Annotated in this window: 22 protein-coding genes; 10 read left to right on the top strand and 12 right to left on the bottom strand. The window is 70.2% G+C overall.

The genetic code is table 11. The features are described 5' to 3' along the window. Positions 1–117: 117 nt before the first annotated feature. The 3 genes from OIC96_RS02680 (at position 118) to OIC96_RS02670 (ending at position 2,305) form a co-directional block, all read left to right on the top strand. Entirely contained in the window at positions 118–717 is a 600-nt protein-coding gene (locus OIC96_RS02680; protein ID WP_330309504.1) for a cysteine hydrolase family protein, read from the top strand. 10 nt (positions 718–727) lie between these two features. Then, entirely contained in the window at positions 728–1,636 is a 909-nt protein-coding gene (locus OIC96_RS02675) for a GlxA family transcriptional regulator (protein WP_330309505.1), read from the top strand. 138 nt (positions 1,637–1,774) lie between these two features. Further along, the gene (locus OIC96_RS02670) at positions 1,775–2,305 is read left to right on the top strand and encodes a hypothetical protein (protein WP_330309506.1); all 531 of its coding nucleotides are present in this window, start codon (positions 1,775–1,777) and stop codon (positions 2,303–2,305) included. 60 nt (positions 2,306–2,365) lie between these two features. Here OIC96_RS02670 and OIC96_RS02665 read toward each other — a convergent pair whose 3' ends face one another. The 3 genes from OIC96_RS02665 to OIC96_RS02655 all read right to left on the bottom strand — a co-directional run bounded on the left by OIC96_RS02665 (position 2,366) and on the right by OIC96_RS02655 (position 6,069). Further along, positions 2,366–2,866, bottom strand: a complete 501-nt coding sequence (locus tag OIC96_RS02665) for a methylated-DNA--[protein]-cysteine S-methyltransferase (protein ID WP_330309507.1) — start codon at positions 2,864–2,866, stop codon at positions 2,366–2,368. Between the two features lie 169 nt (positions 2,867–3,035). Next, the gene (locus tag OIC96_RS02660) at positions 3,036–4,979 is read right to left on the bottom strand and encodes a phosphatase PAP2 family protein (RefSeq protein ID WP_330309508.1); all 1,944 of its coding nucleotides are present in this window, start codon (positions 4,977–4,979) and stop codon (positions 3,036–3,038) included. A 181-nt stretch (positions 4,980–5,160) separates the two neighbouring features. Further along, positions 5,161–6,069, bottom strand: coding sequence for an N-acetylglucosamine kinase (locus OIC96_RS02655; RefSeq protein ID WP_330309509.1), 909 nt, complete (start codon positions 6,067–6,069; stop codon positions 5,161–5,163). 315 nt (positions 6,070–6,384) lie between these two features. Between OIC96_RS02655 and OIC96_RS02650 the strand changes: the two genes are divergently transcribed. The 5 genes from OIC96_RS02650 to OIC96_RS02630 all read left to right on the top strand — a co-directional run bounded on the left by OIC96_RS02650 (position 6,385) and on the right by OIC96_RS02630 (position 12,921). Further along, a complete protein-coding gene (locus tag OIC96_RS02650) occupies positions 6,385–7,515 on the top strand; it encodes an ROK family transcriptional regulator (RefSeq protein ID WP_330309510.1) in 1,131 nt (376 codons plus the stop codon). A 271-nt stretch (positions 7,516–7,786) separates the two neighbouring features. Further along, positions 7,787–9,118: an ABC transporter substrate-binding protein gene (locus tag OIC96_RS02645; protein WP_330309511.1), complete on the top strand. Its 1,332-nt coding sequence runs from the start codon at positions 7,787–7,789 to the stop codon at positions 9,116–9,118. Between the two features lie 62 nt (positions 9,119–9,180). Next, positions 9,181–10,158: a carbohydrate ABC transporter permease gene (locus tag OIC96_RS02640; RefSeq protein WP_327434215.1), complete on the top strand. Its 978-nt coding sequence runs from the start codon at positions 9,181–9,183 to the stop codon at positions 10,156–10,158. A gap of 36 nt (positions 10,159–10,194) precedes the next feature. Further along, a complete protein-coding gene (locus OIC96_RS02635; protein ID WP_330309512.1) occupies positions 10,195–11,082 on the top strand; it encodes a carbohydrate ABC transporter permease in 888 nt (295 codons plus the stop codon). Positions 11,083–11,088: 6 nt separating this feature from the next. Next, positions 11,089–12,921 carry a hypothetical protein gene (locus tag OIC96_RS02630; protein WP_330309513.1) on the top strand — a complete coding sequence of 611 codons (1,833 nt, stop codon included), beginning with the start codon at positions 11,089–11,091 and terminating at the stop codon, positions 12,919–12,921. On the opposite strand, the gene OIC96_RS02625 is transcribed toward OIC96_RS02630, so the two are convergent. After that, entirely contained in the window at positions 12,851–13,546 is a 696-nt protein-coding gene (locus tag OIC96_RS02625; protein WP_330309514.1) for a nucleoside/nucleotide kinase family protein, read from the bottom strand. The genes OIC96_RS02630 and OIC96_RS02625 overlap by 71 nt on opposite strands. A 144-nt stretch (positions 13,547–13,690) precedes the next feature. On the opposite strand from OIC96_RS02625, the gene OIC96_RS02620 reads away from it, so the two are divergent. After that, complete coding sequence (locus OIC96_RS02620) at positions 13,691–14,086, top strand: YybH family protein (RefSeq protein WP_330309515.1); 396 nt, start codon at positions 13,691–13,693, stop codon at positions 14,084–14,086. A gap of 110 nt (positions 14,087–14,196) precedes the next feature. Here OIC96_RS02620 and OIC96_RS02615 read toward each other — a convergent pair whose 3' ends face one another. The 6 genes from OIC96_RS02615 to OIC96_RS02590 form a co-directional block, all read right to left on the bottom strand. Further along, positions 14,197–15,444 (bottom strand): serine hydrolase domain-containing protein, encoded by a 1,248-nt coding sequence (locus OIC96_RS02615; protein WP_330309516.1) that lies wholly within the window; start codon positions 15,442–15,444, stop codon positions 14,197–14,199. A 210-nt stretch (positions 15,445–15,654) separates the two neighbouring features. Beyond that, positions 15,655–16,995 (bottom strand): CAP domain-containing protein, encoded by a 1,341-nt coding sequence (locus OIC96_RS02610; protein WP_330309517.1) that lies wholly within the window; start codon positions 16,993–16,995, stop codon positions 15,655–15,657. Between the two features lie 35 nt (positions 16,996–17,030). Continuing rightward, positions 17,031–17,345: a YkvA family protein gene (locus OIC96_RS02605; protein ID WP_330309518.1), complete on the bottom strand. Its 315-nt coding sequence runs from the start codon at positions 17,343–17,345 to the stop codon at positions 17,031–17,033. A 99-nt stretch (positions 17,346–17,444) separates the two neighbouring features. Continuing rightward, a complete protein-coding gene (locus tag OIC96_RS02600) occupies positions 17,445–18,296 on the bottom strand; it encodes an MBL fold metallo-hydrolase (RefSeq protein ID WP_330309519.1) in 852 nt (283 codons plus the stop codon). A 48-nt stretch (positions 18,297–18,344) separates the two neighbouring features. Then, a complete protein-coding gene (locus OIC96_RS02595; protein ID WP_330309520.1) occupies positions 18,345–18,728 on the bottom strand; it encodes a hypothetical protein in 384 nt (127 codons plus the stop codon). 374 nt (positions 18,729–19,102) lie between these two features. Further along, on the bottom strand, positions 19,103–20,026 hold the full coding sequence (locus tag OIC96_RS02590; RefSeq protein ID WP_330309521.1) for a MurR/RpiR family transcriptional regulator: 924 nt from the start codon (positions 20,024–20,026) through the stop codon (positions 19,103–19,105). A 230-nt stretch (positions 20,027–20,256) separates the two neighbouring features. Here OIC96_RS02590 and OIC96_RS02585 point away from each other — a divergent pair, with 230 nt between their 5' ends. Further along, the gene (locus OIC96_RS02585) at positions 20,257–21,405 is read left to right on the top strand and encodes a glycoside hydrolase family 88 protein (RefSeq protein WP_330309522.1); all 1,149 of its coding nucleotides are present in this window, start codon (positions 20,257–20,259) and stop codon (positions 21,403–21,405) included. A gap of 59 nt (positions 21,406–21,464) precedes the next feature. Here OIC96_RS02585 and OIC96_RS02580 read toward each other — a convergent pair whose 3' ends face one another. Then, positions 21,465–22,757: a ThuA domain-containing protein gene (locus OIC96_RS02580; protein ID WP_330309523.1), complete on the bottom strand. Its 1,293-nt coding sequence runs from the start codon at positions 22,755–22,757 to the stop codon at positions 21,465–21,467. A 26-nt stretch (positions 22,758–22,783) separates the two neighbouring features. Beyond that, positions 22,784–25,006: an RICIN domain-containing protein gene (locus tag OIC96_RS02575; RefSeq protein WP_406502211.1), complete on the bottom strand. Its 2,223-nt coding sequence runs from the start codon at positions 25,004–25,006 to the stop codon at positions 22,784–22,786. Positions 25,007–25,029: the final 23 nt, after the last annotated feature.

Below are 25,029 nucleotides of genomic sequence, written 5' to 3'. Positions count from 1 at the left end.
GCCCCCGCCTCGGATCAGTGCCCGTCACGGCTGCGCCCTCAACGTTGACCGGATCGGTCCGCTGCCGGACCCGATGCGGCCTGTCGCCGCCCCGTCCGCGCGGCTCAGGCTTGGGGCATGACCCGAGCACTGATCGTCATCGATGTCCAGGAGTCCTTCCGCGCCCGTCCGCTGTGGGAGACCACCTCCGACCTGAAGATCGCCGACCAGGTGAACCGCCTGGTCCGGCTCGCCCGCGAGGCCGGGGAGCTGGTGGTGTGGGTGCTGCACTCCGAGCCCGGCAGCGGCGATGTCTTCGACCCGGCCCTCGGCCATGTCCGGCTGATGGAGGAGCTGGAGCGGGCGGACGGGGAGCCGTTGATCCACAAGACCTCGCACAACGCCTTCACCACCACCAACCTCCAGCAACTCCTCACCGAACACGGCATCCGCGAGCTCACCGTCTGCGGTATCCGCACCGAGCAGTGCGTGGAGACCACCACCCGCGTCGCGAGTGACCTCGGCTACCGGGTCACCTTCGTCGTCGACGCGACCGCGACCAATCCCATCCCGCACCGTGACGCTCCCGCCGGCCAGAGCGTCGCCGAATTGCTGGCCGACCCCCGCACCCTGGCTGCCGACGAGGTCATCAGGCGCACCGAGTACGCCCTCGCGGGACGCTTCGCCACCATCGCGACGGTCGACGAGCTGGAGGCCGCGGCGGAACCTCGGGCATGATGACCGGATCGTGAGCCACATCGTCTTCTTCCTGGTGCCCGGAGTCCATTTGCTGGACCTGGCCGGTCCCGCGCAGGTCTTCTCCACCGCCGCCGACTTCGGGCACCCCTACACGCTCTCCTACGTCGCCGAGCAGCCCCAGGTCTCCACCGCCCAGGGGCTGCCGCTGGTGGCCGGGCTCGACTGGCCGGAGCTCGGGCCGGAGGATCTGATCGTGGTGCCCGGCTGGCGTTCGGTCGCGCTGGCCGACAGTCCCGCCGTCGGCGCCGCCGCCCTCCAGGTCCTCCGGGACCACCACGCCAGGGGCGGGACGGTCGCCAGCGTCTGCGCCGGAGCCGAGGCGCTCGGCCAGGCCGGTCTGCTCGACGGCCGCCACTGCACCACCCATCACGACGTGCAGGACGAGCTGGCCCTGCGCCACCCCAATGCGCTGGTCGTCCGCGACGTCCTGTTCACCGCCGACGACCGGGTGATCACCTCGGCCGGCATCGCCAGCGGCATCGATCTGGCCCTGCACCTGGTCGCGACCCGGCACGGCCCGGCCGTCGCCGCCCAGGTCGCCCGCGACATGGTCGTCTACGCCCGCCGCAACGGCCATGAACCGCAGTCCAGCGCGATGCTCCGGCACCGGTCCCACCTCGACGACACCGTGCACCGCGCCCAGGACCTCATCGACGCCCGCTTCGACCAACCGCTTCCCCTGCCCACCCTCGCCTCGGCCGTCGGCGTGAGCGAACGCACCCTCACCCGCCTCTTCAGCCGCGCCACCGGGCTCACCCCACTGCGCTACCAGCAGACCCTCCGCTTGGAACGCGCCCAGCACCTCATCAGCCACGGCGCGACGATCGACGCCGCCGCCCGCTCGGTCGGTTTCGAGGACCCGCGCATGCTGCGCCGCCTCCGCGCCCGCACGGCCTGACCCCTGGCGCGGCGCCCCAGTGGGGCTGTTCCGGCGGCGCGACGGACGGCGGCGTCCTCAATGACTCGATTGTCATGGGTTCAGGTAGATGATTCCTGCCCGCACATGACAGACGCCGACAGTCGAGGGACGTCCACGATGCACACTCCGCACATCCTCCGCCGCGGCGGTCGCGCCCTGCGCCGCGAGGCCACGCGCCCCAACGTGCTGTTCGGCGGCGTGTACGGTGCCGTGCTGGCCAGCTCGATGGTCGCCGCGCTCACCCAATACGGTCCGACGGCACGTGAGGTTCGGCTGTACGACGCCCAGTGGCTGCTGTTCACCGCGTTCGCCTCGGCGTCGGCACACGGGTACGCGCACATCATCGCCCGGCGCGGCGAGGGGTCCCACCCCGGGCTGACCGGCGCGCTGCGGCTGCTGCTCGACGAATGGCCCCTGGTGATGGCCACCCTGCCCACGGTGGTGATACTGCTCGGCGCGGGCTGGGGCTGGTGGCCGTCCGAGGACATCGAGTACGAGGCCTTCGCGTTCAACATCGTGTTCCTCTTCGGCTGGGGCCTGACCGCGGCACGCGCCGCGCGGCGGCCCTGGCGTACGGCGCTGGTGATGGGCAGCCTCGACGCACTGCTGGGGGTGATCGTCGTCGTCGCCAACGCGCTCATCAAATAGCCCCCGCTCGGCGGAAACACCAGGATCGCGGAGCGTCTGCGCTGAGGCGCCGCGTGCCGATCACGAAGGCACATGCTCCAGATCAAGGAGCTGCCGCTTGCGCTCCAGCCCCGCGGCGTAGCCGGTAAGGGCTCCGTTCGCACCGATCACCCGGTGGCAGGGGCGCACGACCAGCAGCGGGTTCGCGCCGATCGCCGTGCCCACGGCACGCACCGCGGCCCTGGACGCGCCGATCCGCGCGGCGATCTCGCCGTAGCTGAGCGTGGTCCCGTACGGGATGGTCTCCAGGGCCTTCCAGACCCGCTGCTGGAAGTCGCTGCCGCTCGTGACGTACTCGATGTCGAAGTCGGTGAGCGTGCCGTCGAAGTAGGCGCGCAGCTGGGAGGCGATCTCCGCGAACGCGTCCGCGTCCTCGACCCAGCCGTCCTGGACGACGGCCCCGCGCTTCTGGCCGGGCATGGACAGTGAGGCCAGCGCCGTGCCGCCCTTCGCGGAGACCGACGCCTCGCCCACGAGCAGCAGCTCGCCCAAGGGGCTGTCGATGGTCGTGCAGACCGTCATCGGAAGTGTCCTTTCGAGAGTCCTCAAGCGTTGCCGGCATCGCTTCACCAGCCATTTTGCCGCTTCCCCGAGGCTCCGTCCGGCGGGATTCGGACACCGACCTGGCGCAGGAACAGGTGAGGGGCCCACGGCGTCCGCCGTCGGCCCCTCACTCACGCCCCTGTGGGGATCAGCGCTTGATCAGTCGTACGGACAGCCCCTCGCCCGTGTACACGGGCACTGCCCGGTATCCGTCGGCCTGCACGGTGATGCCACCGAACTGGCCCCGCAGCGCGGGCGCCCAGATCACCGGAACCGTGGTTCCCGAGGCCGGCGGACGGTCGGCGTCCAGCCGCAGCGAGAGCACGCTGTCCCGGCCCAGCAGCACCCGTCGGTCCACCACCAGCGCGGGTATGCGGCCCTCGCGGAGCGTCACCTCAAGGGTCGCCCCGGACGCCTGCGCGTAGGCGCCGCGCACCCGGGCCGCCGTGCCCGGAGCCACCCGCAGCGTGCCGCCTTCCACCCGGACGTCACCGTGGCCGAGCGCGCCCGCGGAACCGGCCGTCAGCGTGCCCTGCTCCAGCACCGTGCCGCCCGTGTGACGGTTGGCTCCCGTCAGGGCCAGCGCACCGCTGCCGCGCTTGACCAGGCCACCGCAGCCGGAGATGTCGTTGCGCCAGGTGTCGGCCGCGTCGAAGCCCCCAGCGGCCGCGTCCATGGTGACGGTCACGTCCGAGTCGAAGGCGCCGTACCCGTCGGCGGCGGCGAACAGGTTGAGGCGCCCCCACTGCTCGAAGCCGTCGAGCAGCACGTACCCGGAGGGGAGCGCGGTCGTGCGGAGCACCTCGCGGCGCTGCGCGGCGTCGAGGTAGGGCAGCCGCGTCTCCAGCAGAACCTCGGCGCCCTTGGGCACGGTCAGGTCCTCGGAGCGGCCGTGCCGGGTCAGGACGTACGTCAGCCGGGGCGTGAGCGCGCGGGCGTTGGCGGCCCGGTCGGAGTACGGGTCGGCCTCGACGCCCGCCGAGTGCGCGTAGGCGTACAGGGTGTCCGCCGTCGTGCCGGTCTGCTGCTGGAAGTACGCGGCGGCCTGGGCGCGCGCCGCCGCCTTGAGGGCGGCGTTGGCCGGGTCGGCCAGCGTGGCGGCGGCCAGCGCGGTGGCCATGATGCGGCCGCCGAGGACGTCGACGGTGGAGTGCATGCCCGCCATGATGCGGGTGTGGCCGAGCTCGAAGGCGCGGGTCACCAGCTCCTGGAAACGCTCCGGAACGGCGTACGCGTACGCCAGCGCCGCCAGATGGAAGGCGTTGGTGTGCCCGCTGGGGAAGCCGCCGTCGTCGACCGGGGCCGTGCTGCGCTGCCACAGCAACTGCGGGGCGACGACCACGGCGGAGTCGTACACCGGGTAGCCGAGCGCGTCGACCTTGCCCGTGTCGACGACCTCGCTGTCCTCGTTCATGCGCCATGGACGCGGGTACTGGTAGGCGTACTTGGACGGGTTGCCCGAGGCGTAGTTGCCGCGCACGGTGTCGACCAGCTCGGCCACCTTGCCGAGCGCCGAGTCGTGCGAGCCCGCGCCGAGCGTGGAACCGGCGGGAGCGTCGGACGGCACGGCGTCGTTGATCTTCCCGGAGGGGGTGCCGTCGGGTGCGCTGGTGATCGACGTGACCGCCTGGGAGCCCGACTTGTAGAGGTCGGCCAGCGGTCCCAGGCCCGCGATGATCGCGTAACTCTGGTGCTGCCGGTCGTAGATGAACGCCTCCTTCGCCTGTGCGTCGGTGCGGGCGGCCGTGATCCGGGCGCAGTAGCGCATGTTGGCGCGCAGCACCTCGGGCATGAGCGGCGTGCCCGTGTTCCACGCGCCGCCTGTCTTCCACACCTCGGCCATGCCGCCGAGGATCCGGACCACCGCGTTGGTCTCGGGCGTCAGGTTGGTGAGGACGTTGGTCGTGTAGTCGTCGACGAACGCGGCGGGGCTCGTGGCGGCCTTCGCGTCCGCGGCGGCGAGCCAGGTGACGAGGGTCGGCGCGGCCAGCAGACCGGCCGAGGCGCCCAGCGAGGTTCTGAGGAACCCCCGCCGGTTGACGGTGAGTCGACCGGCCGACGAGGTGGTGTGGTGCCCGGCTGGTGACGGCATGGGTGTGCCTCTCTTGAGTTCTTCGGCCGTGCGGCCGGTAGGAGGTCGTTCGAGCAACCGAACGCCAGGAGGCAGGTGAGACGCGTGAGTCGCAGGTGCCCCGTGGCGAGGATGTGTCGTACGAGCGAAGATCTACGGCCGAGTCATGTCGGGCTGGGTATGGCTCGGCGTCCGAGACGTGTCATACGAGTGAACGGGCCAGCGACACGGCCCCTTCGACCGGCGGCACCCGCAGGGGCCTCGGTCGCGCCCCCGGGACGGCCTCGGCCAGCCATGCCGCGAAGGCGTCGTACAGGGCGGGTTGGGCGAGCACGGTACTGCCGGCCACGACGACGTCGTCGACGGCGACCCCGCGTTGGGCGAGTCGTACGACGAGCGTGGCGAGGGATCGTCCGCCCTCGGCTATGACCTGGCGGGCGAGGGCCGAGCCCGCCCCGGCGGCGGCGAACACGACCGGCGCGTGCCGGCCCCACTCGGCCGAGACGTCCGTGGCGCTCTCCAACGCCGCGCCGAGGGCGGGCACTTCGCTCACCCCGAACGCGGCGATGAGTCCCAGGGCCAGCTCGTCCGGGTCCTCGCCGCGATCGTGCGCGGCCCACGCGGTGCGCGCCGCCTCACGGACGAGACCGGCCGAGCCGCCCTCGTCGCCGAGCACCGCACCCCAGCCACCGACCTGAACGGGGCTGCCGTCGGAGAGCCGGCCCACCGCCACCGAGCCGGTACCGGCGACCAGACCGACGCCCTTGTCCAGGCCCGCGGCGGGGACCAGGAGTTCGGCGTCGCCGACGACGAGCGCGGGCACATCGAGAAGCTCCCGGAGCGCGACACGGATCCCGGCGCACTGGCGGGGTGTCTCGCAGGCGTGCCCGCCCACGGCGACGGCGGACGGACGGGTGCCGGCCGGCAGGGCCTCATGGACCAGCGCGGCCAGCCAGGCGGCGGCGGCCTCGGGGTCGTGCGGCCGCCAGCCGCTGCTCGTACGGAGGTGATCGGTGACCGTGCCGTCCTCGGCCACCGCGCGGAGATGGGTCTTCGTGCCGCCCACGTCGATACCGACCACGATGGGGCACGAGGGGGGTGCGTCCTGCACGGATCCTCTTTCGTCGTTGCAGTGAGCCGCGACGGCGGGCGAACCGTGTCTGGACAGGGGGCAGAAGAACTAGGGAAGCCCCGGGACGGGCCTCTGACGGAGCACGGCAGGCGAGTACCGTGAAGTTCGTTAGGAAACTAACTAACGAAGTATGGTGCGTCAAGAGGCATCGCGCACTCGACCACCGGGACGACCGTCCGGGCCGCCGTGGGGCGGGAAACGCGTGACGTCAGGGCAATCCATCGCCGCATCCCCGGAGCCGATCGACCTGGGAGCGCGGCCCTCGACCCGTGTGGGGGAACTGTGGAACATGGCGTGGCGGAAGCCACCCGCCTGACCGAGAGCGCGAGCACGGTCTTCGCCGTGCTGGCCCAGGCGGGCAGTGCGACCCGGCCGCAGCTCGCGAGCCTGGCGGGCCTGTCCAAGCCGACGGTGTCCTCCGCCGTCTCGGAACTGGAGAGCGCCCGGCTCGCCGCGCATTCCGGCACCGCGTCCAGCGGCACGGGCCGCTCCGCCGCCGTCTACCGTCTCGGAGCGGCCGCCGGGGCCGTGCTCGCCGTCGACCTCGGCCCCGCGCTCACCCGGGTACGCGGCTGCGCCCTGGACGGCACCCTGCTCGCCCAGGCCACCGGCTCCCGCGCGGACGCCGCCGCCGTCGTACGCGAGGCCCTCGTCGCGCTGCCCGCCGACACCCCGCTGCGCACCATCGTCGTCGCCGTCGGCGACGTCACCGGGCAGGAGGAGGGCGCCCGTGTGCGCCCCGCGACCGCCAAGGCCGGCCCCGTCTTCGACGCCATGGCCGTCGCGCTGCCGCCGGGTGTTCCCGTCCACCTAGAGAACAACGTCAACTGCGCGGCGCTCGCGGAGCTGCACGAGGGTGCCGCCCGCGGCCGCCACACCTTCGGCTATCTGCGGATCGGCGTGGGTATCGGCCTCGGCATCGTCGTCGGGGGTCAGGTGCTGCGCGGGGCGAACGGCGCCGCCGGAGAGCTGGCCCGTCTGCCCTACCCCTGGGACGAGGGCCGCGAGCCGCGCCAGGAGGCCCTGGAGGAGTACATCGGCGCACGCTCCCTGCTGCGCCGGGCCGCGGAGGCCTGGCAGAACGCCGACGGGCCGTGCCCCCGCACGGCCGAGCGGCTCTTCGCCCTCGCCGGAGAGGGCCGGGCCACGGCCCGGGCTGTCGTCGGCCGCCATGCCGCGGACATCGGCCGGCTCGCCGCCGCCGTGGTCGCCGTGCTGGACCCGGGACTGATCGTGCTGGGGGGCAGTACCGGCGCGGACCCGCAGCTCCTGCCGGGTGTGCGGGCCGAACTGGAGCGGCTGAGCTGGCCCACCGAGGTGGTCAGCAGCACGGTCGGGGACTTCGGCACCGTCGTGGGCGCCGCCCGGCTCGCGGTCGCCCGGGGAGTCCAAACCGTGACCGAGGCCGCGCAGACGAAGGATTGACGGCCTCCGACTCGGTCTGCCAATGTCCGGACAAGCGCTTTCTAAGTTGGCCGGGACGCCGACTTGGGGTGAGCGTCCCGCCCGTACGAGACGTACGGCAGCCACGCGAGGGCGTGCTCGCGTGACGACGGCCATGGTGGCCGGGGATCCCACCCGTCAGGATGGTGCGGCCGGGCGAGGCCGTGCCCCGGGAGGCGCATTCCGAGAAGGACGCACCCGTGCCCGCAGCGACTGGCCGGGAATTCCATCACGCACATCCAGGGAGGACCCGGTGGGTCACCAGATCTCGCGCAGAACCCTTTTCCGCACCGCGAGCGGACTCGCCGTTGCCGGCGCGCTCGGCGGCTCGCTGAGCGCCTGCGGCGGAGGCACCGGCGCCGGCAGCACCAGCTCCAAGCTGACCATGACGTGGTGGGGCAGCGACGACCGTCACAACGCCTACAAGAAGGCGCTCGCGACGTTCCAGAAGAGCAACTCGAAGATCAAGATCGAAGAGCGCTACTCCGGCTACGACGGCTACTTCGACCGGTTCAACACCAACGTGGCCGGCGGCAGCGCCCCCGACCTGCTCCAGATGGACACCGCGCTGGTGGCGCAGTACGCCCGCAAGGGTGTCCTCGCCCCGATCGACGAGTACGTCGGCAAGTCCCTGGACCTGACCGGCTTCTCCAAGACGCTCCTCGCGGCCGGCACGGTCGACGGCAAGCTGTACGGCGTGCCGTCCGGCATTGGCGTCAACATCCTCACGGTCAACGTCACCGGCCTGAAGAAGCTGGGCCTGGAGCTGCCGGACCGCGAGTGGACCTGGGCCGACCTGAAGAAGGTCGCGGTCGACGTCAACAAGAAGAGCGGCGGCAAGCAGTTCGGCGTCGACGACGGCGGTGGCGGCACCCTCCAGGCGTTCGAGGTGTTCGCCCGGGAGAAGGGCCAGACCTTCTTCGCCACGGACGGCAAGAAGCTCGGCTTCACCGCGGACACCCTCCAGGAGTGGTGGGAGTTCTGGGCCGAGATGCGCAAGGACAAGGCGTCCCCGCCGGCCGCGATCACCTCGGCCGCGCACAACGACCTCACCAAGAACGGCGTGGTCATCGGCAAGACCCTGTTCACCTTCGACTCCGGTGTCTACGGCGCGGGCGGCGCGATCACCGACGCGGTCCTGGACTTCCTGCCCACCCCGAAGGGCGACTGGTCCGGCGCCCGTGAGGGTAACTTCGTCAACGGCGGTGTCCTGCTGAGCGCCACCAAGGCCAGCAAGCACATCGCCGACTCGGTGAAGATCATGAGCTACTTCGCCCAGGACGCGACGGCTATCAAGGACATGCAGCTGCTGCGCGGCATCCCGCCGACCGAGAAGGCCCGCTCCCTCATAGCCGCCGGTCTGTCGGACACGGACAAGAAGTCCATGGACATCGCCGACTACATCTCCAAGCGGGTCGCCAAGGCGACCGACGCGCTGGCCGCCCCCCAGCCGCCGCCGAACGGCGCCGACCAGATCTGGGACCTGCTGTTCCAGTCCAACCTCGCCATCGCCTTCGGCAAGAAGTCCATCAAGGCGCAGCTGACCGCGTTCTTCGACCAGGCGGGATCGATTCTGTCGCAGTAGGCGTCGGCGCGGCTGTGGGCCGCGGTGCACAGAAGGACCGGGAAAGGGCCAGGGAGATGAGCATGACCACCACCGAGACCGACGCGGTCGTCAAGGAGCCGACGGCTCCCGCGACCCCGTCCGACCAGCGCGAGCGTGAACGGATGCGTCGCCGCGCTGCCAGACGGCGCGGTGGAGGCTGGTGGCCGTACCTCTTCCTGGCCCCGTGGTTCGTCGGCCTGTTCGGGCTGACGATCTACCCGATGCTCGACTCCCTCTACCTGTCGTTCACCGACTTCGACCTGCTGTCTCCCGCCAAGTGGGTCGGCACCGAGAACTACACCCGGATGTTCACCGACGACCCGGTGTTCTGGGACTCGGTGCACGCCACGCTCCTGTACGTCGTGGTCTCCGTTCCGCTGAAGCTGGCGCTCGCCCTCGGCGTCGCGATGCTCCTCAACCGCGACCTGAAGGGCATCGGCCTCTACCGGGCCGCCTTCTACCTGCCCTCGCTGCTCGGCGGTGCGGTGGCCATCGCCATCGTGTGGCGGCAGGTCTTCGGCGGCGACGGGCTCTTCAACGACTTCCTCGGCTGGTTCGGCATCAAGGGTCAGGACTGGATCTCCAGCCCCGACACCGCGATCTACACCCTCATCCTGCTGGCCGTCTGGCAGTTCGGCACCCCGATGGTCATCTTCCTCGCCGGTCTGAAGCAGCTGCCGAAGGATGTGTACGAGGCGGCCGAGATCGACGGCGCCAGGCCCGTCACCCGGTTCTTCCGCATCACCCTGCCGCTGCTGACCCCGATCGTCTTCTTCAACGTCGTCCTGCAGATCATCGACGCGTTCAAGACGTTCACCCCGGCGTACGTGGTCAGCAACGGCACCGGCGGGCCGCTCAACTCGACCATGCTGTACTCCCTCTACCTGTACAAGAAGGGCTTCACCGACCTCCAGATGGGATACGCCTCGGCCCTCGCCTGGGTGCTGTTCCTGGTCATCGCAGGCTTCACGGCGGTCAACTTCATCGCCAGCCGCTACTGGGTCCATTACGACGACTAACGCCGCCTGACGTCTGAGCGAGGAGTCCTTCCCACCATGTCCGCCATCACCCCGCCCCGTTCGTCGCTGTCGCCGCTTCAGAAGCTGCGCTCGGCCACCGGCTCCCGGCGCATCCTCATCCACACCCTGCTCATCGGCGTGGCGATCGTCATGCTGTATCCGCTGCTGTGGATGCTGAGCAGTTCGCTCAAGCCCGACACCGACATCTTCACCCACCCGGGAATCATCCCGGCCAAGCTGCGCCCGGAGAACTACTCCGAGGGCTGGAGCGGCTCCGGCAACTCCTTCTCCCTCTACATCACCAACTCGCTGATCGTCACGATCGGCGCGGTGATCGGAAACGTGATCTCCTGCTCGCTGGCCGCCTACGCCTTCGCGCGCTTCGAGTTCCGCGGCAAGAAGATCTGGTTCGGCCTGATGCTCGGCACGCTGATGCTGCCCACGCAGGCCGTCCTGATCCCGCAGTACACGATCTTCTACAACCTGACCTGGATCAACACCTACCTGCCGCTGATCGTCCCGAAGTTCCTCGCGGTGGACGCCTTCTTCATCTTCCTGATGGTCCAGTTCATCCGCTCCATCCCGCGCGAGCTCGACCACGCGGCCATGATGGACGGCGCCAACCCCTTCCAGATCTACTGGAAGATCATCCTGCCGCTGATGAAGCCGGCTCTGATCACCACCACGATCTTCACCTTCATCTGGACGTACGACGACTTCCTCCACCAGCTCGTCTACCTTCAGCAGAACGACAAGTTCACCGTCCCCCTCGGCCTGACCCTGTTCCTGGACCAGACCAGCGGCTCCTCGTACGGCGCGATGTTCGCCATGTCGACACTCGCCCTCCTGCCCACGCTCATCTGCTTCCTCATCTTCCAGAAGAGGCTGGTCGAGGGCCTGGCGACCTCCGGCATGAAGGGCTGACATCCGGTGCATCTTCCCCACCAGCGCGATCCGCTGCACGATCTCCCGGACGACCCGGCCGCGTACGACACCGTCCTCGCCGCCGTCACCGAGGAGGCCCTGGCCCGCCTCACCCCCGAGGGCAACCTCGAACACCCCGCAGCCCTCGACGACATCGGGGACACGTCACTGGGCATCACCTCCCTCCTCGCACTCGCCTGGCAGCGTGCGAAGGACCCGCGCCTGCCGGCGGCCGTGCACCGCAGCCTCGCCTTCCATCTGCGCGAACGGGTCTTCACCGAGGACAACCCCGGCTACCCGAACCTCCGGCGACGCGACACGCGTGAGCCGTACGCCCGATACGTACTCGAAGCGGGCGCGCACCCCATCGGCGACTGGCCGAGCACGGTGTGGGCCCTGCTCCAGGCGGTGAACGTCCTGGACGCGGCGGACGGACTCATCGACGACGAACAGCGCCGTGAACTCGTCGAGCTGGCGGGCGGTTACTGGCACTGGCTGACCGAGTCGACCTTCTTCAACCCGCAGGAGGCCGGAAACCAGGCCATCGGCTGCGTCGTCGGCGGCCTGATGCTGGCCCGCCATCTCCCGCCCGCCGACGGGGAGCTGGTCCACTCACGGGCGATGCGTCTGTACGTCGACGAAATCCGCGCCCGTCGCGTACGGGACCGGGGCGCCCTTCTCCCCCCGGAGCACGGCGGCGCCTACGACAACAACTACGGCCCGATCTCCCTCTCCTTCCTCGCGCAGGCCCACCGGATCAGCGGCGAGGAGATCTTCGCCGAGGACGGCGACGCGCTGGCCCGCTACATCGACGCGCGCCTGACCGCCGGCGGCTACGACAACGGCGGCCCCCGCTACAGCGAGCAGCACTCGGGCTTCGAGTCCGTCCTCGGCCTGCGCTACTTCGGCCACCGCATCGGCGCCGACCTCGGCCGCTACCGGGGAGACACCCGCTGGGGCCGGCACGCGGTCAACCAGGACGGCGGCATCGACGGCCACTTCGCCTTCATGCTGGTCTGGCAGATCCAGGACGCCACGCGCTGGCACCGCACCCCGTCGAAGGACCCCGTACGCCATCAACTGCGCGCGGGCATCGTCTCGGTGGCCTTCGACGACCGGATGACCCCGTCGCTGGTCGAGGCGGCGGGCACCTACTACCTGCCCGCCGCGGTCAACCGCCAGCACGGCTTCGGACCGGTCACCGACGGCTTCCTGCTGTGCCGGCCCATGGGCGAGACCCGGGTCCGTGATCTGCGCACCGACGCCCTGACGGCCAAGCTGGTCACCAAGCCGGTCGTCGGCCGCGATCATGTGCTGCGCCACATTCGGTCCCTGTACGTCACGGACGGCACGAGCCTGTGGGTGACGGTCGTCGTGGAACGCCTCGACGGATCGCCGTATCTGCTCGCCGGGATGCCGTACGCCGAGGACGACGGCGACCGGGTACGCAGGACCGCGGAGGCCGACGTGACCGCCGCCGGTGCCCTCCGGCTGACCCACCCGGCGACGGAGGGCGCGGACCACTTCGACGCCCGCTCGGAGACGACCCAGCAGCAGGCGGCCTTCGCCCTGGCGGCGGACCCGCGCGGCTACGGCAACCCGGACGAGGGCTGGCGGCACCTGGTCGCCTCCACGGCCTTCGAAGCGGACCCGGCTCCCGGCGCCCCGGAGGACCTGCACGTCTTCGCCGTCCGGCATGGCCCCGGCGGCCCGTTCACCCCGGCCTTCGCGCGCACCCCGGCGGGACTGACCGTCCGCACCGAGGAGTTCACCGCACTGATCGGTGATCCCGCGGGCGATGCGCGCGGGGAACCCGAACTGGAGCTCCAGCCTCGCTGACCGCCGCCTCGACGACCAGGTCGGCGCGGTCCCGTGTCGCGGCGACCAGGTCGGCGTTGCGCTGGTCCGTGCCGAGCACCCACGCCACCGCCGTGTCGTGGTCCTTGCCGAACTCCTCGTGCCGGGCGACGAGCCGCCGCAGACGTTCGGCTTCGTCGACCTCGCAGAACCAGACCTCGTCGAGCTGCGACCGCGCGCGAGCCCAGCCGTCGTCGCGGAGCAGCAGATAGTTGCCCTCGGTGACGATCAGACGGGCGGTGCGGGGCACGGGAACGGCACCCGCGATCGGCTGCTCAAGAGTCCGCTCGAAGCCGGGCGCGTAGACGAGGTCGTCCTCGTCCTCGCGCAGCCGGCGCAGCAGCGCGGCGTAACCCGCCGCGTCGAACGTGTCGGGGGCGCCCTTGCGGTCGCGGCGGCCGAGGCGGTCCAACTCGACATCCGCGAGATGGAACCCGTCCATCGGCACATGCGCGACCCAGGCGGGCCCGTCCCCGTTCAGCTCCCGCACCAGGCGCTCGGCGAGCGTCGTCTTGCCCGCACCCGGGCCGCCGGCGATACCGAGCAGGGCGCGCCGCCCCGGACGCACGAGCGACGCCGCGCGCTCCAGGAGATCGTCGAAGCTCATGCCCGCGGCATCCGTACGACGGCGCGCCCGGCCCGCAGCAGCGGCTGATCCGCGAAGGCCACCAGGGTGAGCAGGATGACCAGTCCGGGCAGAGTCATGCAGACGGCGAATTCCATGCGACCAGTATTGGGGCATGCATGGACCATGAGCCAAGACGAGGACCAGATCCGCACCCTGATCGAGCACTGGGCCGCCGCCGTGCACCGCGGCGACCTCGACGGTGTGCTGGCCGACCACACGGACGACATCGTGATGTACGACGTGCCGCCGCCCTACGCGGGGGTCCGCGGTATCGAGGCGTACCGCGAGGCCTGGCCGCCGTTCTTCGAATGGCAGGCGCAGGGCGCGACGGTCGAGATCGAGTCCCTCGACATCACCGCGGGCGACAAGGTGGCGTACGCGCACGCCCTGCTGCGTTGCGGAACGCCGAAGGAATTCGCCGAGAAGCCCGCCCGGCGCCTGCGGCTCACCCTCGGACTGCGCAAGGAACAAGGCCGCTGGACGGTCGCCCACGAGCACCACTCGTTCCCGCACGACTGACCCGGCGTACGACCGGTGGTGTTCCGTCCGGACCCGAGGCTGCGCCCCGCCCCGGACCAGCCGCCACGCACCGGCGGCCGACCCTCAGGAGCGAGGCGCAGCGCGAGAGGTCAGTCGCGGGCGATGCCGGGGGCGATGTCCTCGTTCCGCTCCAGGGGCGCCGCGCTGCGCGTGGCGGCCTTGGTCGCGGACTTGCCGCAGAACGCGGATTCCAGAGTGCCGTACATGGTGTTCAGCACATTGGTGTTGTTGGAGGTGTTCGCCAGCGCGCTGACGCTGCGCTTACCGTCCTTCGAGGTGAACGCGTACGTGTAGAAGCCCTGCACGGTGCCCGTGTGCCCGTAGACGGAGACCCCGCACGACAGGGTGCGGCGGCGCAGACCGAGGCCGTAGCTCGTGGTGCTGTTGACCGTCGTCCACTTCTGCATCTGCGTCAGCTGGGTGCCGGACATGAGCTTTCCGCGGATCAGCGCCGAGAAGAAGGTGTCCAGGTCGTGCGTGGTCGAGATGATCGCGCCGGCGCTCTGCGCCCAGGAGGCCGTCTGCTTGGTGGAGTCCACCAGCGCCGCGCCGGCCTCGTCGGGGGTGAGATATCCCTTGGCGTGGGTGCCCGGGATCGCGGTGCCGGGGTGGACGTAGAAGGTGTTGGTGAGGTTGAGCGGTGTGAAGATGCGCTTCTTGTACTCCGTGCCCACGGAGTGGCCGGTGAGCTTCTCGATGAGCATGCCCGCGACGACGAAATTGGTGTTCGAGTACGCATAGGCCGCGCCCGGCGCGTTGGTGCGCGGCTTCTTCAAGGACAGCTTCACCAGGTCCCGGTAGCTGAACACCTTGTTGCGGACGGCCTCGAAGCCCGGGACCGTGTGCGCGAACATGTCGTTGGTGTAGTCGTACAGGCCGCTGCGGTGGCTCAGCACATGGCGCACGGTGATGCCGTTGTCGGGCAGCAGCCCCGGCAGATAGCTGTTGACCGAGTGGTCCAGCTTCAGCTTGCCCTCGTCGACCAGTTGGAGCAGCACCACGGCGGAGAAGCTCTTGGTGACGCTGCCGACGCGGAACCGGTCGTTCGTGCTGATGGCCCGTCCGCTCGCGCGGTCGGCGACTCCCTCGGTCAGCCGGTGCACCGTGCCGTTGTCGTCGATCCTCGCCATCGCGCCGGGGGCTCCCTGCGTCAGCGCCGCGCGCAGCACCTTGCGCAGTCCCGCGTCGTCGGGCGCCGCCAACGCCGCCGAGGCCGCGACCTGTTCGCCGTCGGCGCCGTCCGTGGCCGCGGGTGCCGCGGCCTGCGCGGGGGCTGCCAGGAGGGACACCAGAACCGCGCCCAGCGCCGTACCCGTGCCCACCGTTCCTGAGACCATCTGATTCTTCTCCCGAGTTCCGTCCGCCGGTGCGGGTGCCCGGCACGAGCCGCGCCGCGGATGCGGGCGTCGGCACCATCTGTACGCGCCGGAGGGGCACGTGGGTTGCATTGCCCGGGGAAGAATCAGAAACGGTGAATTCGAATCGGTGAATTGGCGGAAAGGCAGCAGTCGAGGCGGGTCGGCCGCTGCGGGGTCGGCGGAGGAGGGTCAGCCGCCGAAGAGCTGCGTCCAGTACGTGCCCGCCTTGCCGCCGCCCGCGAGGCCGATGCCTATGTGGGTGAAGTCGGGCTTCAGGATGTTGGCGCGATGGCCGGGGCTGTTCATCCAGCCGAGTACGACCTCGGCCGGGGAGCGCTGCCCGCAGGCGATGTTCTCGCCGATGGTCCGGCGGGTGCAGCCCGCGGCGGCGGCCCGGTCCCAGGGCTGGCTGCCGTCGGGGGAGGTGTGGGAGTAGAAGGCGCGGGCCACCATGTCGGCGCTGTGCGCCTGGGCCGCGATGGTGAGCAGAGGGTCGCCGGACAGGGGCGGCAGACCGGCCGCCCTCCGCTCGGCGTTGGTGAGAGCGATGACCTCACTCGCCGTCCGCGTCAGGCCCGCGGAGCTGAACGGGTGCGCCCACAGCGCCGTCCAGTACAGGTCGCCGGAGCGATCGTCGGCGACGTACGCCAGACCCGCCTGGCTGAAGACGGGATCGCACAGCGTGCGCCGGGACTGCTCGGCGGAGAGGCAGTACTCCACGAACTCGCCGGGTGTGCGGGGGCCGGAGACCAGGTGCTCGCCGACGGTGAGATACGGGTATCCGGCCGAGGTGACGCGCTGGTAGACGGAGGTGCCGTCCGGACTCTCCGAGCTGAGGAGTCCGCGCACGGCCATGGCGGAGGCGTGGGCCCGGGCCGCGGCCGCCAGCCGTGCGTCGAGGGACACCGGTGGGGAACCGGCGGCGGCGCGGGCGGAGTTCACCAGCCCCAGGAACCCGTCCGTGTCGGGCGCGCCACGAGGCATCGCACCGGGGGCCGCACCGCGTGTCGCACCCGGAACGGCACCCGGGACAGCACCGGGCGTGGCGTCGTCCTCGGTGACATCGACCCCGAAGTCCCGCGCGATGCCCGCCAGTCCGTCCGCGTACCCCTGGCCCAGGGCGCGGAGTTTCCACCCGGTGCCGCGCCGGTACAGCTCGGCGAGCAGCAGCAGGGTCTCCCGCTGCGGACGTGGTGGGGTGAACCGGGCGAGGGGACGACCGTCCGGCGCGGTGACGTGCAGGGTGGGTGCGGGCAGGCGGCCCAGGGGCGTCGCGGGGTCGGCGGGGCTGACGACCACGGTGACGCGGCTCGCTCCGGCCCGCAGTCTCGGCGGATCGACGGTGAGGCGCTCGCCCTGGAGACGGGCACCGGGCGCGGTCGGCTGGTTGTAGAACACGAAGTCGCCGTCCCCGCGCACCTTTCCGCTGTCGTCGGTGATGAGCGCGGACACGTCGAAGGGGCCCGGCACCCTGAGGGTCAGGATGCCGCCCGGCAGGGGCATGTTGCCCCCGGGAACCAGCTCGCTCATGGTGCCGCCCGTCGACGTGGTGCTCGTTACAGGCATCAACGTCCCGTCGGAGCGCGCGGGTTCCCGCGCGCTCCGGGCAGCGCTTCCTTCGGTGTGTCACGCAGCGAGCGCAGGGCCAGCAACAGGACGCCGATGTCGTCCAGGTAGATGGGGTCGGGCAGCAGATCGGTGGGGAGCACGAGATAGACGACGGCGCCCCAGAAGATCCAGCGGGGTCCGGACGGAAGTCCGGCGCGCCGCAGATCACGGCGGGCGCGGACCAGCCGGACCAGGAGCGCGAGCGCCACCGCCAGCGCGGCGGCTCCCACGACGGCGACGATGAGGATCACTGTCCACACGGTGGAATCCATGAGTCCGTCCCGGGGCACGTAGGGCTGCTCTTCCCCTTCGTGTTCCCGCCCAGGGGACACCTACCACCCCGGTTCGGCCGTGCGAGGGGAACCGGGGCCCTAATCGCTCCCGTGCGCGTCGAGGCGGCAGATGACGAAGTCGTCGAACACATGCCGTCCGGGCTGCTCGCCGACGGACTCGGCCGCCCTCCGGATGTCCCGCAGCTGATCCGTCGTCATCTGCAGCGGCGGCTCGTCGGGCTGGTACGTCGTGCGGACGGGATAGTCCTGGCCGGGCTTCCGGCTCATCTCGATGTGACAGCCGAGCACATGTGTGACCGGCCGGTCGGCGCAGAAGCCGACCAGCCGGTCGAGGGTGCGTGTGAACGCCCGCCAGTCATCGACGTACAGACGGCCGGGGTAGACCGTGTCGCCGGTGAGCAGGAACCCCGTCCAGGGGTCGAAGAACGTCACCGCCGCCTTGTGGTGCCCAGGGGTGGCGAGGCATTCGAGGACCCGGCCGCCGAGATCGACCTCGGCGACGCCGTCGGGGTCGTCCCGGAACCCGAAGAACTCCCAGGCGCTGTCGAGGGCCGCGTCCACGACCCTCGTGCCGGGGCGGCCGGCGAACTGGCCGTCCCCCGCGATGTGGTCGCCGTGGGGATGGGTGTGCAGCACCAGCAGCTCGTAACCCTCTCGGGGATGCGCCGCCAGCCACCTCTCCATCACCTCGTCGACCACTCGCCGCAGGGGGAAGAACTCGGCCGAAGCCGTGGCGCCGGTGTCGATCAGAACGGCCTGTTCCTCGCCGAACAGCAGGAACAGGAAAGGCGCTTCGTAGTTGATCGCCATGTTCTGCCGCAGGACGACCGTGTGCTCGTCGTACGTGTGGACCTGGATGTCGGGATCCGTGTTGTGCTTGGCCGACGGCGAGCCATGGATCCACCGTACGTCGAGGGTCCCGTCCACCATGTCTCCTTCGGTCACGGTCCGCCGGGACCACGACCTGGGCCCGGGACCTCAGTTTCGCGCGACGTTGCTGTCCACGAGAGCCTGGGTCACCGCGCGGATGCTGCGGGCGATGTGCTGGAGCTGCATGACCTCGGCGGCGTACAGCTTGATGGTGTGCTCGATGACGCCCTCGTGCAGGCCGAGCGCGGGCAGCTCGGCCCGGGCGGTCTGCAGGGCGGTCCGGGCGACCCGTATCTCGTGCTGCACCTGGATGTGCGCGTGACGGGCGAGGAGCACGGGGTGCTTGAGCAGGACGGGGTAGCTCGCGTAGCGGGTCGGGACCAGTTCGCGCAGCCATTTGACCGCCGATCGCTCCCAGTCGTAGCTGCCGGGTGTCTTGACCTGGCACGGCCAGTCCGAGGTGATCGGTGAGTAAGTCAGGGCCATGTTCATCGCTTCCGGGTTACGTCGGCGGGAAGGGGTCGTGGGGGTGTCTGGGGGCGGCCCCGGTCTAGGGGATTGGCCGGGGCCGCCACCACGGACCCCGCGCGAGCGGGGCCCGTCTGAACACCCGGGGCCCGATGCGGGTAGGAGCGGACGGCCCCGGGTGGTCGTGGGACGTGACCAGGAGGCCTCCTGGTCACGATCCGCGAGCAGTATTTATATATACCGCCGGTAGCGCAAGAACATGAAAACATTCATGCGTGAAATGGTGTGAATGATCCCGTGATGCCGTGGTGACAGGCGGTACGGGGGAGGGGGTTCCGCAAGGGCCAGGCGGCCTCGGTCCTTGGGGGAGACGGCCTCCGGCCTTGCGCGGGAAAGCGTCAGTCCTTGAGGAAGAACTGGTGCTGCTCGGCGACCTGCTCGTACTCCTCCAGGCGGGCCTGCGTCCGCTCCGGATCGGCGTCGGTCATGGCCTGCAGCAATGCCGCCGACAGCACGACGGGCGCGGCGTAGGAGTCGAAGACGAGACGCGACCCGGTGCCGGTGGCGAACGAGACGTCGGCCTCGTCCACGAGCGGCCCGAGCCCCAGGTCGGTGATCAGCGCCACCTGCAACCCCGCGCTGTGCGCGACCCGCAGCGCCGTGAGCGTCTCCTGGGCGTGCCGGGGCATTCCGAAGGCCAGCACCCAGGTGCCGCCGGCCTCGCGCGACTGGAGCAGCGAGTCGTAGGCGACGCTGCCGCCCCGGGTCACCAGCCGTACGTCCGGGTGGATGCGCCGCGCGGCGTACGCGAAGTACTCGGCCAGCGACACGGAGATCCGCAGCCCCAGGACCGTCAGCGGCGTCGACTTCGACAGCGCCCGGCCGACGCGGATCACCTCGTCCGGATCGGCGAAGTCCCGCCGCAGGTTCTCCAGGTTCGCGATCTCCGCGTCCACCGCCGCCTGCAACTCGTTGCTCGTGGCCTCCGCCGGCGTGCCCGGCGCGCTGCCGAGGGTGCTGAGCGCGATCGACTGGAGCTTCTCCCGTAGCGCGGGGTAACCACTGAAGCCGACCGCCGCGGCGAAACGGGTCACCGAGGGCTGGCTCACGCCCACGCGCTCGGCGAGATCGGTGATCGACAGGAACGCCGCCTCGGTGATGTGCTCGATCAGGTACTGCGCGATACGCCGCTGTCCCGGGGAGAGCCGGGGGCCGTCGAACAGCTCCCTGAGCTGGGACATGGGTGCCGCACCCGCCTCCGGGGCGGTCTTCCCCGAGGTGATCGCAGATGCCTGCGCGCGTGCCTGCTGCGGCGATGGCACCGGTGCGCCTCCTTCATGCCCCATGAGAACTCAACATAGCTCACGGACCGTGTTGACCTGGGCGTGTATCGCCGCATGCAATGCGTGCGGTCTCGTTTCGCCCGCATCCGCGGGGTATCGGCAGGCCAGCGCGCGGCCGAGCCGGCCTGCCGACAAGTCGGCGACGGGCCATGGACACCGCGTGAGGCGGGAGTTGAGGATGAGAGTCCCCATCCGTAGGAGTTGTTCACATGCATAGACGACACCTGCTCTCCGGCGCGGTCGCGCTCACGGCGTCCGCATCCCTGCTGCCCTCGTTGACGGGCACCGCACAAGCCGCCCCGCGTGCCGCCTCGCCCGGGCTGCCGTCGAGGGCCGAGATCACCGCTGTCCTGCGGCGTGTCGCCGACCAGTGGATCGGCGCCCACACGGATCCCGGCGACAACGGCTGGGCCAACGCCACCTTCTTCAGCGGGCTGCTCGCCCTCCAGCGTCTCACCGGCAGCGCCCGTTACCTCGCCTACGCGCGCGGCTGGGCGGAGAAGCACGCGTACGGCCTCAACGGCGGAGTGACCACACGCCACGCGGACAACCACAACGCCGGGCAGGCCTACCTCGACCTCTACGAACGCGAACCCGACGAGCAGAAGCTCACCGCGATCGAGACGTCCCTGCACCGCATGGTCTACGAAGACCAGCCGGACAAGAACGACGACTGGTGGTGGGACGACGCCCTCCACATGGCCATGCCGCCCTTCGCCCGCTTAGGCGTCCTGCGCCAGGACCCCCAGTACGGGGAGAAGCTGTACGCCCTCTACCACCACACCAAGCGCGTCGAGGGCGGCCCCGGCCTGTACGACGCCGCCACCGGCCTGTGGTACCGGGACAAGCGCTTCCTCCCCGGAGGGATCACCTCCCCCACGGGCAAGCCGGTCCTCTGGTCCCGCGGCAATGGATGGGTGACGGGCGGACACGCCAAGACCCTCAAGGCCCTGCCGCCCGGCGAACCGCACACCGCCGAATACCGCGACACCCTGACGCGCCTGGTGACGGCCGTGGCCGGCGTGCAGCGCGGCGACGGCTTCTGGAACGTCAACCTCGCCGACGCCACGCATCTGCCCGGACCCGAGACCAGCGGCACCTCCTTCTTCCTCTACGGCACGTCGTACGCGATCGGCGCGGGCCTGGTCGACCGGTCCACCTACCTCCCGGTGGCGGCCAGGGCCTGGAACGGCCTGGTCACCACCGCCGTACACCCCGACGGCTTCCTGGGCTACGTCCAGAACGTCGGCGACCGACCGGAGTCCAGCCAGCCCGTGACCTACGACACCACCGCCAACTTCGGCGTCGGCGCCTTCCTGCTCGCCGGCACGGAAGTCGCCCGCCTGTCCCGCACCTGACGGCCACGGACCGGTGCCCCCGTCGCGGGTCGCGGCGGGGGCACCGTGGGGTCGGCCGGTCAGGGCTGCGCGGTGAGCGTGAAGCTCTGTGCCGCGGAGCCGTCACAGGTGCGCTGGGTGAGCTGGACGCTGTTCGTCGAGGCGCTCGCCGCGGTCAGGCACTTGCCGCTGTGGCGGGCCGTGAAGTGGTAGCGCCCGGTGCTCTCCTTCACCGGCAGCCACTGCTGGTTCTGTCCACCCGAGTAACTCCACAACTGGAGTGGCGCGTTGTCGGCCGTCGAGACACCGGTCACGTCGATGACCTGCTGGGGATTGGCGCGGATGGCGGCCTGCCGGTACCCGCTGTCGGTCGGGCGGAGCTGGAACTGCTGGGCCTGAGTGCCGTTGCAGGCGTACTGCTGGATCACGGTCCCGTTCGCCGTGGCGGCCGAACGGGCGTCCACGCAGGTGCCGTTGCCGGCATTCGTCAGCGAGTACCAGGCGGTCTCGGAGGGGGAGTCCGCCGGGGGCGTGCCGGTGTCGGCCCCGCCGAGCCACTTCAGGCCGTCCAGCAGGAACTGATTCTGTGTCGCGCTCGCGAACGTCGACGACAGACGCGTGTTGGTCGAGTAGTCCATCGCGTTGTGGCCGAAGTTCGCGTACAGCATCTTGTACTGCGTGTTGGTCCACAGGATCGGGTAGTAGCCGCTGTACCAGGACTGGTTGGGGTCAGTGCCCACCGGGAAGCTGCTGGCGTCGATCGAGGCCAGGATCTTGATGTTCGGGTTCTGCCGCAGATCGTTGGACCAGCTGTACCACTCGCTGACCGACGAGGTGAACGTGGCCGGCAGATTCTTGGTGGCCGGGTGTGTACGGTCCTCGGCCTTCAGGGTCACCGACGTCGGACCCCAGGTGTTCGACTGGAAGTTCCCGGAGCCGAGGAACTGGTTGTGGTACCAGGACCAGCTGGCCGCGTCGGTCGTGAAGGCGGAGACATGGAATCCCATCCAGGCACCGCCACCCCGCATGTACGCCTCGAAACCGGCCCGTTGGGCGGACGTCTGCGGCAAGTCGTCGAGGAACAGGACGACTTGGTAGGCATTGACGCCGCCGTTGCTGAGCAGGTCCCAGTTGGTACTGGCCGTGTAGGTGAAACCGTTCGCCGCGGCCTGCTGCGGGAACCAGGCGTTCGCCTCCTTGTCGAAGTCGATGTGGGCCGCGTCCCAGGTGCCGCTGTAGAGCGCGAGCACCTTGAACGGTGTCGCCGCGGTGGTCGCCTGCGCGGCGGGCGGTACCGCGAGGCCGAGCAGCGCCGCCAGCAGCAGGAGGACTCGTAGGGTCGCGCGGGCGGATCCGGATCTGATGATGTGCATCTGGTGATCGATCCTTTCCGTGCTGTCTACGGGTAGTTGGTGAGGTAGGCGACGTTGGTGCTGGAGTTGGAGGGTCCGCCGGTGCTGTTGATGATGTGGCTGATGGTGCCGACGCCGCCCAGCGAGACGGTCACCATGTCGTGGAACTTGACCCCTGACACGCTCGGCACCTCGAAGGCGTGATCGGCGACCACGCTCGAGTTGGCGCTGAAGTAGCAGTAGCTGCCCAGACCCCACGCCTCGTGGTTGGTGACGGAGGAGGCGACCTTGTAGGCGGGATAGCCCTTTCCGGTGCCGTTCATCCAGGAGGCCTGGTTCGGCGGGTCGTAGGGCATCTCGTTCTGGAAGAAGTACGTTCTGCCGCCGTTGCCGTTCCAGGTGACCTGGGTCTTCTGGAAGTGCTCGACGAACAGGCCGTACGCGGTCACGTTGGTGCCGTTGACGGTCAGGCCGTTGTCCGCCGTGTTGGTCGTCCAGCCGACCGTGCCGGAGTTGCCGTGGTCGGCCCGCCAGATCCACGTGTGGTCGATGATCGTGTTGGCGCTGTTGATCACCAGCGAACTGGTCGCCTTGCCGACGGTCGCGCCGCCGATCCGGATGAAAACGTCGGACAGCTGCGTCGGGTCGGCCGCGTGGGTGGCGGACGAACCGGCCGGGCCGATCTGCATCAGCGTCGGGGAGTTGGTGGTACCCGCGTCGATCAGCAGGCCCGCCAGCTCGATGCCGTCCACGTCTGCGGTGGTGACGGCGGTGATCCCGCCGTCCGGCACGAAGGTGGCCAGGCCCATGCCCAGCACCACCGTGTCGGGGCGCGTGATGTTGATCGTCTGGTTGAGGTGGTAGACGCCCGGGGTGACCAGCAGGTTCTTGCCGGCCGCGAGGGCCGCGTTCATATCGGCCGCGGTGGCGCCGGGCTTGACGATGTAGAACTGGTCGATCGGCAGGGACTTGCCCGCCGGGGTCTTTCCGCTCCACGTGGTGCCGACGGCGTTGGACTGCAGCCCGGGCACGAACACCTGATAGGCGCCCGCGCTGTCGACGTACAGGAACGGCTTCTCACGGATCGTCGGTGAGCTGGCGACGTTGGTGTACGTCGGGAAGGACTGGGCGGGCGCGCCCTGGTCGCCGACGAAGACCATGTTCCAGTTGGAGCCGGACCAGCTGCCCATCTGCGAGTTCCGGGTGAGGAACTGCTGCTGGGAGCCGGACTGGATCTGCCCGTCGACCTTGGTGTCGGAGATGAAGCCGCCGCTGGACCAGCCGCCGTCGTCGAGCGCGAGGTTGCCGCGCACGTGCATGCGCCGGTACGGGGCGGCCTGGGAGACGGCCCAACGGTCGGTGCCACCAGTCGGGTTGACCGACAGGTTCTCGGCGTCGCGCCAGAAGTTCTGGGTGGCGTTGCCCTGGAACCAGTCGGCCTCCGCGTGCACGGAACCGTTGATGGTCACGTCGTCCGGCGAGAAGCCGAGGCCTGCGACCTGCGTGTAGAAGCCGACGTTGGCGTTGGCGCTGTAGGTGCCGGGCTTGAACAGCAGGGCCTGGCGGGCCGAACCGAACTGGTTGGTCTCCTGCTGGGCGAAGACCGAGTCCAGCTTGGACTGGATGCTGGAGGCCGACATCGAAGGGTCGAACACCGTCACGTTGGGACCGAAGTCCGGGGTGCCCGGCGGGTTCGTCGTGCCGCCGCCCAGAGTGAAGGACTGCGCGCCGGTGCCGTTGCAGGTGTACTGCGCCAGCTGCACGCTGTCCGCGGTGGAGGCGCTGGGGACGTCCAGACACTTCCCGCTGTTGCGGTTGACGAAGTGGTAGGCGCCGTCGGACTCGGCGACGGGCAGCCACTGCTGGTTGTTGCCGCTGGAGTACGTCCACAGCTGGACGAGCGCGGAGTCGGCGGTGGAGACGTCGGTGACGTCCCATGCCTTTGTGGTGTCGAGGTTGCTGTTCACGCGGTAGTAGCCGTCGCTGGTGGCGACCAACTGCCAGTTCTGGGCGGTGCTGCCGTTGCACGTGTACTGCTGGACGGCGGTGCCGTCGGCACTCGCGGCCGAGCGGGCGTCGACGCACTTGCCGCTGCCCTTGTTGACCACGGTGGTGTACCCGGTCGGGATGGCGGCGGCCGCCGCGGTCTGCGCGTTCGCCGAGCCCTGTGAGGCGAACTCGATGCCGGTCACGGTGGTCGCCACGAGCGCGGCCACGGTCAGAACCCTCGGTATCCGGTGGTGGCCGGACAGTCTCTTCCGTCTGAGCACGGATTTCTCCTGTGGTGGTGGGG

It is taken from the genome of Streptomyces sp. NBC_00775 (genome assembly GCF_036347135.1).
Taxonomy (GTDB): domain Bacteria; phylum Actinomycetota; class Actinomycetes; order Streptomycetales; family Streptomycetaceae; genus Streptomyces; species Streptomyces lutosisoli.
Note: the sequence above shows the minus strand (reverse complement) of the source record. Positions and strands in the feature narration are given on the sequence as shown.

Bases quoted from the DNA above. Each gene is read 5' to 3' on its own strand.
- OIC96_RS02680 (WP_330309504.1), top strand. From the start codon at position 118: ATGACCCGAGCACTGATCGTCATCGATGTCCAGGAGTCCTTCCGCGCC.
- OIC96_RS02670 (WP_330309506.1), top strand. From the start codon at position 1,775: ATGCACACTCCGCACATCCTCCGCCGCGGCGGTCGCGCCCTGCGCCGC.
- OIC96_RS02665 (WP_330309507.1), bottom strand. From the start codon at position 2,866: ATGACGGTCTGCACGACCATCGACAGCCCCTTGGGCGAGCTGCTGCTC.
- OIC96_RS02660 (WP_330309508.1), bottom strand. From the start codon at position 4,979: ATGCCGTCACCAGCCGGGCACCACACCACCTCGTCGGCCGGTCGACTC.
- OIC96_RS02640 (WP_327434215.1), top strand. From the start codon at position 9,181: ATGACCACCACCGAGACCGACGCGGTCGTCAAGGAGCCGACGGCTCCC.
- OIC96_RS02635 (WP_330309512.1), top strand. From the start codon at position 10,195: ATGTCCGCCATCACCCCGCCCCGTTCGTCGCTGTCGCCGCTTCAGAAG.
- OIC96_RS02625 (WP_330309514.1), bottom strand. From the start codon at position 13,546: ATGAGCTTCGACGATCTCCTGGAGCGCGCGGCGTCGCTCGTGCGTCCG.
- OIC96_RS02620 (WP_330309515.1), top strand. From the start codon at position 13,691: ATGAGCCAAGACGAGGACCAGATCCGCACCCTGATCGAGCACTGGGCC.
- OIC96_RS02615 (WP_330309516.1), bottom strand. From the start codon at position 15,444: ATGGTCTCAGGAACGGTGGGCACGGGTACGGCGCTGGGCGCGGTTCTG.
- OIC96_RS02610 (WP_330309517.1), bottom strand. From the start codon at position 16,995: ATGAGCGAGCTGGTTCCCGGGGGCAACATGCCCCTGCCGGGCGGCATC.
- OIC96_RS02605 (WP_330309518.1), bottom strand. From the start codon at position 17,345: ATGGATTCCACCGTGTGGACAGTGATCCTCATCGTCGCCGTCGTGGGA.
- OIC96_RS02600 (WP_330309519.1), bottom strand. From the start codon at position 18,296: ATGGTGGACGGGACCCTCGACGTACGGTGGATCCATGGCTCGCCGTCG.
- OIC96_RS02595 (WP_330309520.1), bottom strand. From the start codon at position 18,728: ATGAACATGGCCCTGACTTACTCACCGATCACCTCGGACTGGCCGTGC.
- OIC96_RS02585 (WP_330309522.1), top strand. From the start codon at position 20,257: ATGCATAGACGACACCTGCTCTCCGGCGCGGTCGCGCTCACGGCGTCC.
- OIC96_RS02580 (WP_330309523.1), bottom strand. From the start codon at position 22,757: ATGCACATCATCAGATCCGGATCCGCCCGCGCGACCCTACGAGTCCTC.